Source organism: Stutzerimonas kunmingensis (genome assembly GCF_021432085.1).
Classification (GTDB): domain Bacteria; phylum Pseudomonadota; class Gammaproteobacteria; order Pseudomonadales; family Pseudomonadaceae; genus Stutzerimonas.
On record NZ_CP090366.1, the window covers coordinates 1,493,392 to 1,506,096 of the forward strand.

Consider the following 12,705-nt stretch of genomic DNA (forward strand, 5'->3'; position numbering starts at 1 on the left):
CTCCGGTTCGCACTAGCGCTGAATTTCCAGATCCGCATTCAGGCTGTAGGGAAGCTCGAGCAGACTCATCGGCAATCCGTCCGGGGAGCCCAGATACAGGCGGCCGTCAGCGGCGGCGTCCTCCTGCAGTACGGCCAGCAGCTCGATTCGGTCGGTGTCACTGGCGGCTAGCACGACCTCACCGACGCTGGAGCCATGCACCGGTGAGAAAATCTCAGCGCCCGGAGCTGGCAGCTCGTCCTGTCTGCCTTCGATCAACAGGCGCTGCAGGCGGCGCTTGAGTTTGCCCAGATACTGCATGCGCGCGACGATTTCCTGGCCGGTATAGCAGCCCTTTTTGAAACTCACGCCGCCCAGTGCCTGCAAATTGATCATCTGCGGGATGAACAGCTCGCGAGTGCTGCCGAATACCTGGCCGATGCCGGCGCGAACCTGGTCCAGCAGCCAGCGATTGACCGGCGCTTCCTGAAGCTGCGCGGCCAGGCGCGTGCGGACCTGCTCGGCGTCGGCGCCAGGGGTCCAGAGTTCGACGCGGCCATCCTGCAGACGGATCGCGATCATGCCGTGGCTCCTCACCACACTGTCGGCGGTCAGCGGAAGATCCAGGCCCAGGCTGACCAGCGAGCCGTCTCCGCCCGCAAGACCGAATCGGCACCAGTCGGCGCTCTCGTCGTTCAGGCGGGACTTGGAAAATACGGCGTACTTATTCAGATCGGCTTGTTGCAGTTGCAGCAGCTCACTGGCCATCGCCAACAGGTAACCGTCGCCATCCAGAACGATGCGGAAACTCGACTGCATGCGCCCCTTGGGCGTGCAGCGTGCGCCCAGACTGGATGTCTCGGCGGTGAGGTAGCTGAGGTTGCAGGTCAGCTGACCCTGGAGAAACTTGCTGGCATCCGGGCCGCGTACGGCAAGGACGCCTTCATGCGACAGAACGCAAAAATAAGCAGTGTCGGTCATGATTGGTCGTCGTCAGAATCCGGGTGGGCATCATAGCAGCCCGGCGGAAACGGTTGCGTGATGAAGGGTTTGCAGCTCGACGAAAAAAGCGACTGATGAGTTCGGTGCAGCCGCTATAATGCGCGCCTTCTCAAAAGGAGCCGATGTATGGCTGAGCAATCCGAACTCAATCGTCTGTTTTGGCAAAGCCGTCGCGGCATGTTGGAGCTGGATGTGTTGCTGGTACCTTTCGTCAAGGAGGTCTATCCAGGTCTCGATGAGGAAGATCAGCACCGCTATCGCAAGCTGCTGAGTTGCGAGGATCAGGACATGTTCGGCTGGTTCATGCAGCGCGGCGAGCCCGAGGATGAGGACCTGCGGCGCATGGTTCGCATGATCCTCGATCGTGTCCAGCCCAAGTAATCAATCATTCGAGTGTCGCTGGCAGCCCTCCAGCTGGTTGTTGACGCTCTATCTCGGGGCTCAGGCGCTCGCCCTGGCCGCCATCGTGCTGTCGGCTGCGCCGCTCTGGTTGCAGTTGATAGCGCTTCTGTTTTGTCTGGTCCACGCGCTGTGGGTGTTGCCGCGCGGGATTCTACTGTCCAGTCGGGATGCCTGGTCTGGCCTGCGCCACGATGCTGCGGGCTGGCACCTGTGGAGCGAGCGGCAAGGTTGGCAGGCAGTTCAGTTGCTGCCTGACAGCCTGGCGCTGCCACTGATAGTCGTGCTGCGTTTTCGCGTGCCGGGCCGGCGGTTAGCTGGCAGCATCTGCGTGCCCCGCGACGCACTACCGCGAGAGCAGCATCGTCGACTGCGGGTGCGGCTCAAGTTCAGTCGACGTAGGTGGGCGGCGCCAGAATAGTGTCGACCGCTTGCGGCAGCAGCTCCGGGTAGTCGAGGGTGTAGTGCAGTCCTCGGCTCTCCTTGCGCAGCATGGCCGAGCGAATCATCAGGTCTGCAACCAGCGCCAGATTGCGTAGTTCGAGCAAGTCACGACTGACCTTGTAGTTGCTGTAGAACTCGTCGATCTCGCTCAGCAGCAGGCGCACTCGGTGCTGCGCGCGCATCAGCCGTTTGTTGGTGCGAACGATGCCGACGTAGTCCCACATGAAGCGCCGCAACTCGTCCCAGTTGTGCGCGATGATCACGTCTTCGTCGGAGTCGGTCACCTGGCTGGCGTCCCATGCAGGTAACGTTGCTGCGTTGGTGACTTGGGGCAGTTCGCGCAGGATGTCCTGAGCGGCCGCCCGGCCGTAGACGAAGCATTCGAGCAGCGAGTTGCTGGCCATGCGGTTCGCGCCGTGCAGGCCGGTGAAACTGGTCTCGCCGATGGCGTAGAGGCCCGGGATGTCGGTGCGTCCAGCCTGATCCACGACTACGCCGCCGCAGGTGTAGTGCGCTGCGGGTACCACCGGAATCGGCTGGCTGGTGATGTCGATGCCGTATTCCAGGCAGCGCTCGTAGACGGTGGGGAAATGGCTTTTGATGAACTCGGCAGGTTTGTGGCTGATATCGAGGTAGACGCAGTCGATGCCCAGTCGCTTCATTTCGTGGTCGATTGCGCGTGCGACGATATCGCGTGGGGCGAGTTCCTCCCTGGTATCGAAGCGCGGCATGAAACGCTCGCCGTTAGGCAGCTTGAGCAAGGCACCTTCCCCGCGCAGGGCTTCGGTCACCAGAAAGCTCTTCGCTTGCGGGTGATAGAGGCAGGTAGGGTGGAACTGGTTGAATTCCAGATTGCCGACGCGGCAGCCCGCTCGCCAGGCCATGGCAATGCCGTCGCCGCACGCGCTGTCCGGGTTGCTGGTGTACAGGTAAACCTTGGCCGCGCCGCCGGTAGCCAGTACGACGAATCGTGACTGGAAGGTTTCGACCTCGCCGGTGCTGCGATTGAGCACATAGGCGCCCAGGCAGCGTCTGCCCGGCAGCCCGAGTTTGTGTTCGGTGATTAGGTCGACTGCAACGCGCTGCTGTAGAAGCTCGATATTGCTATGCTTTCTGGCCTGGCCAAGCAGCGTGTTGAAAATGGCTGCGCCAGTGGCGTCGGCTGCGTGAATGATGCGCCGATGGCTATGGCCGCCCTCGCGGGTCAGGTGAAATTCGAAACTGCCGTCTTCGCGATCCGGGGCATTGTCCCGCGTGAAGGGCACCCCTTGCTCGATCAGCCACTGGATGGCCTCGTTGCTGTGCTCGACCGTGAAACGGACGGCGTCTTCGCGGCACAGCCCTCCTCCGGCGATGAGGGTGTCGGCGACATGTGACTCTACGGTGTCGGTCGTATCCAGTACTGCGGCGACGCCACCTTGGGCCCAGTAGGTGGAGCCGTTGGAGAGATCGCCCTTGCTGAGAACGGCGATGCGAAGATCGGTCGGCAGGTTGAGTGCCAAGGTCAAGCCGGCGGCACCGCTGCCGATGACCAGCACGTCGTATCGTAGAACCTGGTTCATGTCCAATTCCGGCGGGAAAAACGAGCCCTAGTATATAGACGGGATGTAGCGCCAAAATAGGCGACTGTGTGTTTGTCTTCTAACGAAGGGAACTTTTCCTTCGCGGGGTGGCTCAATAGGCAGTTATGAATGCAAACCAGCTGGCCATCGTGAATGGGCGGTGCGAGTTTGCTATGGACACCAGGACGGCGTCGTCAGCAATGGCGCAACGCTGTGGTGCAATCGCCGTCAGGTATTGCAGGATAGCTTGCTAGGAGGGGGGAGAACTTTTGCGTAAAGCCCGGGTCTATTCTGGCAGGTCGGTTCGCTGGTGTGAGCGACGCTACTCCGCTACCGAGGAGGAGCGTTCATGTTGACCCAGGAGCAGGACCAGCAGCTGGTTGAACGAGTGCAGCGTGGTGACAAGCGGGCGTTTGATCTGCTGGTAATGAAATACCAGCACAAGATCCTTGGGTTGATCGTGCGGTTCGTGCATGACTCTCATGAAGCTCAGGATGTTGCCCAAGAGGCTTTTATCAAAGCCTACCGCGCACTCGCGAATTTTCGCGGTGACAGCGCTTTCTACACCTGGCTGTACCGCATCGCCATCAATACGGCGAAGAATCATCTGGTGGCGCGCGGCAGACGCCCGCCAGATAGTGATGTGAGTTCCGAGGATGCCGAGTTTTATGAGGGCGATCATGCTCTCAAGGACATCGAGTCACCGGAACGCTCGCTGCTCAGGGATGAGATTGAAGATACCGTTCATCGAACCATTCAACTTTTGCCAGAAGATTTGCGTACGGCTCTAACACTGCGTGAATTTGATGGTCTTAGTTATGAAGACATTGCGAGCGTCATGCAGTGTCCGGTGGGCACAGTGCGTTCCCGGATCTTCCGGGCACGTGAAGCCATAGATAAAGCATTGCAACCCTTGTTGCATGAATCCTGAGACAGCGGCGACAGCCAAGAGAGGAACCGCCATGAGTCGTGAAGCCCTGCATGAATCGCTGTCCGCGGTGATGGATAACGAAGCGGACGAGTTGGAATTACGTCGCATGCTCGCAGGCGACAACCCGGAGCTACGTGCTACCTGGTCGCGTTATCAACTTGCCCGTGCCGCCATGCACAAGGAGTTGATCGAGCCGCGCCTGGATATCGCTTCTGCGGTATCGGCTGCGTTGGCTGATGAGGCCGCGCCGGTCAAGGCGCAACGTAACGGATGGAAAGGCCTCGGCCGGCTGGCAGTGGCTGCTTCGGTTACAGTCGCTGTTCTGGCCGGTGTACGTCTGTACAATCAGAATGAGGTTGCTGGTCCGCAGCTAGCGCAGCAGGCTCCGCAGCCAAGTATTTCGGTTCCGCAGACCAGTCAAGGGCCGGCGGTTCTGGCTGGTTACAGTGAGCAAACCGAAGCGCCTGTACAGGCAGCGGCAGATGGCGCTCCGGTAGAGCGCTGGCACGAAGAGCGTCTGCCTTCATATGTTCGCCAGCATGCCCAGCAAGCTGCCTTTGGTAATGGATCGGAGAGCGCGCTGCCTTACGCTCGCGCGGCCAGCATGGAAGAACGTTAGGGAGAAACATGCGCGTATTACCGCTGTATGTGGTGATGGGGGGCTGGCTATCGATCCCGGCCCTTGCTGCTGATGCCGAGTCCTGGATGGAGCGACTTGCGGCGGCAGAGCAGAAACAGAGTTATACCGGTACGTTCGTCTACGAACGCAATGGCAGCTTTTCCAGTCATGCCGTTTGGCAGCAGGTCGAAGAAGGTCAAGTGCAGGAGCGATTGCTTCAGCTTGACGGAGCTCCGGCTGAAGTTCTGCTGGTAGATGGTCAGATGCAATGCGCTACCGATGACCTCGCGGCGCAAGTGCGTGAAGCGCAAGCCTGGCACGGGCAGCGTCTCGATCCGAAAGCACTCTCCGATTGGTACGAATTCCGTGAGATCGGAGATTCAAGAGTTGCTGGCCGCCCTGCCGTGGCGCTGGCTGTCGTGCCGAAGGACCAGCACCGTTACGGCTTCGAACTGCATCTCGACCAAGATACCGCATTGCCCCTCAAGTCGCTGATGCTGAACGAGAAAGGGCAGCTGCTCGAGCGTTTCCAATTCACCCAGTTCACGGCTGGCAGTGTATCTGCCGAGCAACTGAAGCCCGGCGCTGATTGCAATCCAGTGACCGTGAACCGGCGCGAGGCGAATCCAACATCACCCTGGCGCTCCGACTGGTTGCCTTCCGGCTTCACGCTTCTGGATGCCAACGAACGACCTAGTCCCGCCTCTTCCGAAACTGTTTCCTGGTTGTCCTACGGTGATGGCTTGGCGAAGTTTTCCGTGTTTCTGGAGCCGCTGCGCGGTGCCTTGGTTGAGGACGCGCGAAGCCAGATGGGGCCTACCGTCGCGGTCTCTAAGCGCATCAGTACTGCGGATGGCGATGTCATGGTGACCGTGGTGGGCGAGATTCCACTTGGTACGGCTGAGCGGGTTGCCCTGTCCATGCGAGCCAGTTCGGAACAGGCACAACGATGATCGAAGAGCTTGGGCGGGTAGTCGCGCTGGATGTCGGCGCTGTATGGGTCGAGACTCGGCGCAAAACTACCTGCTCTGGCTGTTCCGCGAAGAGTGGCTGTGGCCAAGGCTTGATGGATACCCTCGGTGTTCGCGAACAGCGCGGCCTCATCAGGGTGCTCTGCGATCTCCACCTGCAAGTCGGTGACGGTGTCGTTGTGGGCATCCGCGAGGACGTGTTGCTGCGCGGTGCCGTCCTTGTCTATCTTCTCCCTCTTATCGTACTGATGGCGGCCGCTTCACTGGCCGCTCAGCTGTCGACGCGTGAGCCGATCGTTATTCTGGCAGGTCTCGGGGGCTTCTTCATTTCCTGGCTATTCGTGCGTATGCGAAGCCGCCGTACCGCAGCTGACCCGAATCTGCAGCCGGTGGTTTTGCGCGCCATGCTCGCGGGGCCTGCGAGTCCCTGAGCTTCCTTGTTTTGTCAGTGGGGAGACTTGTAGTCATGTTCAATCGAAACAGCTGCTTCGCCTTCGTGGCGGGCCTGGCATTGCTGGGCCATGCTGTCGTTGCCCAGGCGGAATTGCCTGATTTCACGCCGCTGGTCGAAAGTGCCTCGCCAGCGGTAGTCAATATCAGCACCAAGCAGAAGGTGCAGAGCCGCGGTGCGACTGCGCAGATGCCGGAACTCGAAGGGCTGCCGCCGATTTTTCGCGAGTTCTTCGAACACAGCATCCCACAGATGCCGGGCGCCCCGGGTCGCGGCCAGCAGCGTGAAGCGCAGTCGCTCGGTTCGGGTTTCATCATTTCCGAAGACGGTTATGTCCTGACCAACAATCACGTGGTCGCGGATGCCGACGAAATCATCGTTCGTCTGCCGGATCGAAGCGAGCTGGAAGCCAAGCTTATCGGTGCCGATCCGCGCTCCGACGTGGCGGTGCTGAAGGTCGAGGGCAAGGGACTACCGACCGTCAAGATTGGCCGTTCTGATGAGCTGAAAGCAGGGGAGTGGGTGCTCGCCATTGGCTCGCCGTTTGGTTTCGATCATACGGTGACCGCCGGTATTGTCAGTGCGACTGGCCGCAGCTTGCCCAATGAGAGCTACGTGCCGTTCATTCAGACCGACGTGGCAATCAATCCAGGCAATTCAGGTGGTCCGCTGTTTAACCTCGACGGTGAGGTGATTGGCATCAACTCGCAGATATTCACGCGCTCCGGTGGCTTCATGGGGCTGTCCTTCGCCATCCCGATCGATGTGGCAATGGATGTTGCCAATCAGCTGCGAACCGAAGGCAAGGTGAGTCGGGGCTGGCTTGGCGTGGTGATTCAGGAAGTCAACAAGGACCTGGCTGAGTCCTTTGGCCTTGAGCGTCCAGCGGGCGCCCTGGTGGCTCAGGTTATGGATGGCGGTCCGGCAGCGCGCGGTGGTCTGCGTGTAGGTGATGTGATTCTGAGCCTCAACGACAAGCCGATTGTCATGTCTGCTGATCTGCCTCATCTGGTTGGAGCACTCAAGCCTGGCAGCACCGCACGAATGGAAGTGGTGCGCGACGGTGATCGCAAGATGCTCGACGTCAAGATCGGCGCCATGCCGGAAGAGGGCGAAGCCGTGGCAGCCTCTGGTGGCGGCCAGGAACGCAGCGATAACCGCCTGGGTGTTAAAGTCACTGAGCTGACCGATGAGCAGAAGAAGAGCCTGGATTTACCGGGCGGTGTGGTGATCACTGAGATTCTCAACGGGCCGGCTGCGATGATTGGGCTGCGCCCGGGCGATGTCATCACCCATCTGAATAATCAGGCGATCAATTCGGCGGCAACATTTGCCCGAGTGGCTGAGCAATTGCCGAAGAATCGATCCGTTTCGATGCGAGTTCTGCGTCAGGGGCGTGCGAGCTTCATTACTTTCAAGCTCGCTGAATAAGACGCTGGTTGGTGAATCTGGAAGGGCGGTTATTACCGCCCTTTTTCATTTTCAAGACGTAACAGTACGTCCGTTGCGTTGCTCATCAGCTGCGGATGGCTTGTGCGTGGCACTGCAAGGGTTGATCAGTTACACTTCGCGGCTATTTTCGGCGGGCAATCGGCCCGCGACTATTCCGAGTGTTGAGCTGTGAGTGACCTGAGTCATATCCGCAATTTTTCCATCATCGCCCATATCGATCACGGCAAGTCGACCCTGGCAGACCGTTTTATCCAGATGTGTGGTGGTCTGACCGAGCGTGAAATGGAAGCCCAGGTGCTGGATTCGATGGATCTCGAGCGCGAGCGCGGCATCACCATCAAAGCCCACAGCGTCACGCTTTATTACACTGCGCGCGATGGCAAGACCTACCAGTTGAATTTCATCGATACGCCCGGCCACGTCGACTTCACCTATGAAGTCAGTCGCTCGCTGGCCGCGTGCGAGGGTGCGCTGCTGGTAGTCGATGCTGGCCAGGGCGTCGAGGCGCAATCGGTAGCCAACTGCTACACGGCGATCGAACAGGGCCTGGAAGTGATGCCGGTGCTGAACAAGATGGACCTGCCACAGGCCGATCCGGACAAGGTCAAGGAAGAGATCGAGCACATCATCGGCATCGATGCGACCGACGCGGTGGCCTGCAGCGCCAAGAGCGGCATGGGCGTGGACGAGGTGCTCGAGCGCCTGGTCGCCGTGATCCCGCCGCCGACCGGCGATGTCGAGGCGCCGTTGCAGGCGTTGATCATCGACTCATGGTTCGACAACTATCTGGGCGTCGTATCGCTGGTACGGGTTCGCCACGGTCGTATCAAGAAGGGCGACAAGGTGCTGGTGAAATCCACCGGCAAGGTCCACCAGGTGGACAGTGTCGGCGTGTTCAACCCCAAGCACACCGCCACGGCAGACCTCAAGGCTGGCGAGGTGGGCTTCATCATCGCCGGCATCAAGGACATTCTCGGCGCTCCAGTGGGCGACACGCTGACACTGTCGAGCACGCCGGACGTGGAGATGTTGCCCGGTTTCAAACGCGTCAAGCCGCAGGTCTATGCCGGTCTGTTCCCGGTCAGTTCGGACGACTTCGAGGATTTTCGCGAAGCGCTGCAGAAGCTGACCCTCAACGATGCCGCGTTGCAATACGAACCGGAAAGCTCCGACGCGTTGGGCTTCGGCTTCCGTATCGGCTTCCTCGGCATGCTGCATATGGAGATCATTCAGGAGCGCCTCGAGCGCGAGTACGACCTGGATCTGATCACCACCGCGCCGACGGTTGTTTACGAGTTGCTGTTGAAGAACGGCGACACCATCTACGTAGACAGCCCTTCGAAGCTGCCCGACATGTCCTCCGTCGAGGACATGCGCGAGCCGATCGTGCGCGCCAACATCCTCGTGCCCCAGGAACACCTGGGCAACGTCATCACGCTATGCATCGAGAAGCGCGGCGTGCAGCGCGACCTGCAGTTCCTCGGCAGTCAGGTGCAGGTGCGTTACGACCTGCCGATGAGCGAGGTGGTGCTGGACTTCTTCGATCGCTTGAAATCGTGCAGCCGCGGTTACGCCTCGCTGGACTACAGCTTCGAATGTTTCCAGTCGGCCAACCTGACGCGCCTGGACATCCTCATCAACGGCGACAAGGTCGACGCGTTGGCACTGATCGTCCACCGCGACAATGCCCACTACAAGGGCCGCATCCTAGTCGAGAAGATGAAGGAGCTTATCCCGCGTCAGATGTTCGATGTGGCGATTCAGGCGGCCATCGGCGGCCAGATCGTTGCCCGCAGTACGGTCAAGGCGTTGCGCAAGAACGTTCTGGCCAAATGCTACGGCGGCGATGTGAGCCGTAAGCGCAAGCTGCTGGAAAAGCAGAAAGCCGGTAAGAAGCGCATGAAGCAGGTAGGCAACGTCGAAATCCCGCAGGAGGCGTTCCTCGCCGTGCTGAAGGTGGACAGCTGATATGTCGATCAATTTCCCGTTGTTGCTGGTTATCGCCGTGGCTGTCTGCGGCCTGTTGGCGCTGAGCGACCTGTTGTTCTTCGCCCCCCGCCGCCGGGCTGCGATCGCCAACTACGAAGGGCGCACCGGGGAAATCGATCCATCGACCCTTGAGGCGTTGAACAAGGAGCCGGTGCTCATCGAGTACGGCAAGTCGTTCTTCCCGGTGCTGGCCATCGTGCTGGTGCTGCGCTCGTTCCTGGTCGAGCCGTTCCAGATTCCCTCCGGCTCGATGATCCCCACGTTGGAAGTTGGCGATTTCATTCTGGTGAACAAGTTCGCCTATGGCATCCGCCTGCCGGTAGTGGATACCAAGGTGATCGAAGTCAACGACCCGAAGCGTGGCGACGTCATGGTGTTCCGCTATCCGAATCAACCGAGCATCAACTACATCAAACGGGTCGTCGGCCTGCCTGGCGACACCGTGCGCTACAGCAGCGATCGTCGGCTGTTCATCAACGATCAGCCGGTTGCCGAGACACTGGTCGGCGAGGAGCCGGGCAGCTTGGGCAGCGCCGTGCTGTATCGGGAAAAGCTGGGCGAGATGGAGCACCTGATTCGCAAGGAAATGGGCCGCTATCGCATCGAGCCGAGCCGCCAGTGGACCGTGCCGGCTGAGCACTACTTCATGATGGGCGATAATCGCGATAACTCGAATGACAGCCGCTATTGGCAGGACGAGTCGATTCCCGCGGAGCTGGCTGGCATGGTCCCGGACCGTAACATCGTCGGCAAGGCGTTCGCCGTCTGGATGAGCTGGCCTGATCCGAAGCTCAGCAATCTGCCGAATTTCTCCCGCGTGGGCCTGATTCACTGAAAGCTGTGAATTGCGGCCGTCGCTGAGCGAACCGGGCTCGCTATATTTGTCCTGCCCCGATCGGTGGGTATCGTAACGACATAGAGGTCGACATGAGTTTTGCGCGTTCGCAAAAAGGGCTGTCCATGCTGAGCTGGATCATGGTCCTGGCAATCGTGGCGTTTGTGGCCAGCACGGGATTTAAAATGTTCCCGCATTACTTCGATTACATGTCCATGGACAAGATCATCCAGTCCGTGGAAACCGACGAAGCGCTTGAGATTCAGAGCGTCGGGGAGTTCTATAGTCATGTCAGCAAGGGGATGCAGGTAAACGGCATCCAGAACATCGACCTGAAGGAAGCGCTGAAGGTCGAGATCCAGAACAACGAATTCAGGGCGCACCTGAAATACGAAAAACGCGAGCCGCTGATCCGCAATCTCGATCTGGTGGCGAACTTCGATAAAGAATATCGCCTAAGGATGCCGTGAGCACTTCGTTAGCCCGTCTCGAGCGCAGGCTCGGTTATCAATTCAAGGATCAGGAGCTGATGCTCCTGGCCCTGACCCATCGTAGCTATGCCGGACGCAACAACGAGCGTCTGGAGTTTCTCGGCGACGCCATTCTCAATTTCGTTGCCGGTGAAGCGCTGTTCAATCATTTTCCGCAAGCCCGTGAGGGGCAGCTGTCGCGTCTGCGCGCCCGTCTGGTCAAGGGCGAGACGCTGGCGGTGCTGGCGCGTGGATTCGAGCTCGGCGAATATTTGCGCCTGGGCTCCGGTGAGCTCAAGAGCGGCGGTTACCGCCGCGAATCTATCCTGGCCGACACCCTCGAAGCGCTGATCGGTGCCATTTATCTGGACGCGGGCATGGACGTTGCTCGCGAGCGGGTCGTCGCCTGGTTGGCCAACGAGCTGCAAGGCCTGACGCTGGTCGATACCAACAAGGACCCGAAGACCCGGCTGCAGGAATTTCTGCAATCGCGTGCCTGTGAGCTGCCGCGTTACGAGGTGGTGGATATTCAAGGCGAACCGCATTGCCGCACCTTCTTCGTCGAATGTCAGGTCGCTTTGCTGAACGAGAAAACCCACGGGCAGGGCGCTAGCCGCCGAATTGCCGAACAGGTTGCCGCGGCAGCCGCATTGATCGCCTTGGGCGTGGAGAACGGACATGACTGACGAACAGCTGCAATCCGAAGACGTCAGCCGTTGCGGTTACGTGGCGATCGTCGGCCGGCCGAACGTCGGCAAGTCGACGCTGCTCAACCACATCCTTGGCCAGAAGCTGGCGATCACCTCGCGCAAGCCGCAGACGACGCGGCATAACATGCTCGGCATCAAGACCGAGGGCAGCGTTCAGGCCGTCTATGTGGACACGCCGGGGCTGCACAAGAATGGCGAGACGGCGCTCAACCGCTACATGAACCGCACTGCTGCCTCGGCATTGAAGGATGTCGACGTGGTGATCTTCGTCGTCGACCGCACCCGCTGGACCGACGAAGACCAGGCTGTGCTCGAGCGTGTGCAGTACGTTACCGGACCGTTGATCGTTGCGGTCAACAAGACCGACCGTGTCGAGGACAAGGCCGAGCTGTTGCCGCATCTGCGCTGGCTGGCCGAGCAGCTGCCGAACGCGGAGATCGTGCCGATTTCGGCGCAGCACGGACAGAACCTGGAAACGCTGGAAAAACTGGTCGCCGATCGTCTGCCCGAGAGTGAGCACTTCTTCCCGGAGGACCAGATCACCGATCGCAGCAGTCGTTTCCTCGCCGCCGAGCTGGTGCGCGAGAAGATCATGCGACAGCTTGGCGCCGAGGTGCCTTACCAGATCACCGTGGAGATCGAGGACTTCAAGCAGGAAGGCCGCGTGTTGCACATCCATGCGCTGATTCTGGTCGAGCGTGACGGGCAGAAGAAGATCATCATCGGCGACAAGGGCGAGCGCATCAAACGTATCGGCCAGGAAGCGCGCAAGGATATGGAAGTGCTGTTCGATTCCAAGGTCATGCTGCACCTGTGGGTCAAGGTGAAGGGTGGCTGGTCCGACGATGAGCGTGCGCTGCATTCGCTGGGTTACCAGTAAGCGCCGACCCA

General features: G+C 59.9%; 14 protein-coding genes. 12 read left to right on the top strand and 2 right to left on the bottom strand.

Going from position 1 to position 12,705, the window contains the following annotated elements:
- Nucleotides 1-12: 12 nt before the first annotated feature.
- The gene (gene ygfZ, locus LW136_RS06910; RefSeq protein WP_125898339.1) at nt 13-960 is read right to left on the bottom strand and encodes a CAF17-like 4Fe-4S cluster assembly/insertion protein YgfZ; all 948 of its coding nucleotides are present in this window, start codon (nt 958-960) and stop codon (nt 13-15) included.
- Between the two features lie 147 nt (nt 961-1,107).
- On the opposite strand from ygfZ, the gene LW136_RS06915 reads away from it, so the two are divergent.
- Nucleotides 1,108-1,362 (top strand): FAD assembly factor SdhE, encoded by a 255-nt coding sequence (locus LW136_RS06915; RefSeq protein ID WP_014819515.1) that lies wholly within the window; start codon nt 1,108-1,110, stop codon nt 1,360-1,362.
- The gene (locus LW136_RS06920) at nt 1,346-1,801 is read left to right on the top strand and encodes a protein YgfX (RefSeq protein WP_102831920.1); all 456 of its coding nucleotides are present in this window, start codon (nt 1,346-1,348) and stop codon (nt 1,799-1,801) included. The genes LW136_RS06915 and LW136_RS06920 overlap by 17 nt, the downstream gene beginning before the upstream one ends.
- Here the strand turns inward: LW136_RS06920 and nadB are convergent.
- Complete coding sequence (gene nadB / locus LW136_RS06925; protein WP_234174790.1) at nt 1,770-3,386, bottom strand: L-aspartate oxidase; 1,617 nt, start codon at nt 3,384-3,386, stop codon at nt 1,770-1,772. The genes LW136_RS06920 and nadB overlap by 32 nt on opposite strands.
- A gap of 349 nt (nt 3,387-3,735) precedes the next feature.
- Here nadB and rpoE point away from each other — a divergent pair, with 349 nt between their 5' ends.
- From rpoE to era, 10 genes are all read left to right on the top strand, one after another.
- Nucleotides 3,736-4,317: an RNA polymerase sigma factor RpoE/AlgU gene (gene rpoE / locus LW136_RS06930; protein ID WP_003282114.1), complete on the top strand. Its 582-nt coding sequence runs from the start codon at nt 3,736-3,738 to the stop codon at nt 4,315-4,317.
- A 31-nt stretch (nt 4,318-4,348) separates the two neighbouring features.
- Nucleotides 4,349-4,936 (top strand): sigma-E factor negative regulatory protein, encoded by a 588-nt coding sequence (locus tag LW136_RS06935; protein WP_104098524.1) that lies wholly within the window; start codon nt 4,349-4,351, stop codon nt 4,934-4,936.
- An 8-nt stretch (nt 4,937-4,944) separates the two neighbouring features.
- On the top strand, nt 4,945-5,889 hold the full coding sequence (locus tag LW136_RS06940; RefSeq protein WP_234174791.1) for a MucB/RseB C-terminal domain-containing protein: 945 nt from the start codon (nt 4,945-4,947) through the stop codon (nt 5,887-5,889).
- Nucleotides 5,886-6,338 (top strand): SoxR reducing system RseC family protein, encoded by a 453-nt coding sequence (locus tag LW136_RS06945; protein ID WP_234174792.1) that lies wholly within the window; start codon nt 5,886-5,888, stop codon nt 6,336-6,338. The genes LW136_RS06940 and LW136_RS06945 overlap by 4 nt, the downstream gene beginning before the upstream one ends.
- A gap of 35 nt (nt 6,339-6,373) precedes the next feature.
- Nucleotides 6,374-7,789, top strand: coding sequence for a DegQ family serine endoprotease (locus LW136_RS06950; RefSeq protein ID WP_014819520.1), 1,416 nt, complete (start codon nt 6,374-6,376; stop codon nt 7,787-7,789).
- A 189-nt stretch (nt 7,790-7,978) separates the two neighbouring features.
- Nucleotides 7,979-9,778 (top strand): translation elongation factor 4, encoded by a 1,800-nt coding sequence (lepA, locus tag LW136_RS06955; RefSeq protein ID WP_003293585.1) that lies wholly within the window; start codon nt 7,979-7,981, stop codon nt 9,776-9,778.
- A gap of 1 nt (nt 9,779) precedes the next feature.
- Nucleotides 9,780-10,634: a signal peptidase I gene (lepB, locus tag LW136_RS06960; RefSeq protein WP_234174793.1), complete on the top strand. Its 855-nt coding sequence runs from the start codon at nt 9,780-9,782 to the stop codon at nt 10,632-10,634.
- Between the two features lie 92 nt (nt 10,635-10,726).
- Nucleotides 10,727-11,104 carry a DUF4845 domain-containing protein gene (locus tag LW136_RS06965; RefSeq protein WP_041014721.1) on the top strand — a complete coding sequence of 126 codons (378 nt, stop codon included), beginning with the start codon at nt 10,727-10,729 and terminating at the stop codon, nt 11,102-11,104.
- Nucleotides 11,101-11,790: a ribonuclease III gene (gene rnc / locus LW136_RS06970; RefSeq protein ID WP_003302298.1), complete on the top strand. Its 690-nt coding sequence runs from the start codon at nt 11,101-11,103 to the stop codon at nt 11,788-11,790. The genes LW136_RS06965 and rnc overlap by 4 nt, the downstream gene beginning before the upstream one ends.
- The gene (gene era / locus LW136_RS06975; RefSeq protein ID WP_014819523.1) at nt 11,783-12,694 is read left to right on the top strand and encodes a GTPase Era; all 912 of its coding nucleotides are present in this window, start codon (nt 11,783-11,785) and stop codon (nt 12,692-12,694) included. Before rnc ends, era begins: the two co-directional genes overlap by 8 nt.
- The last annotated feature ends 11 nt before the right edge of the window (nt 12,695-12,705 follow it).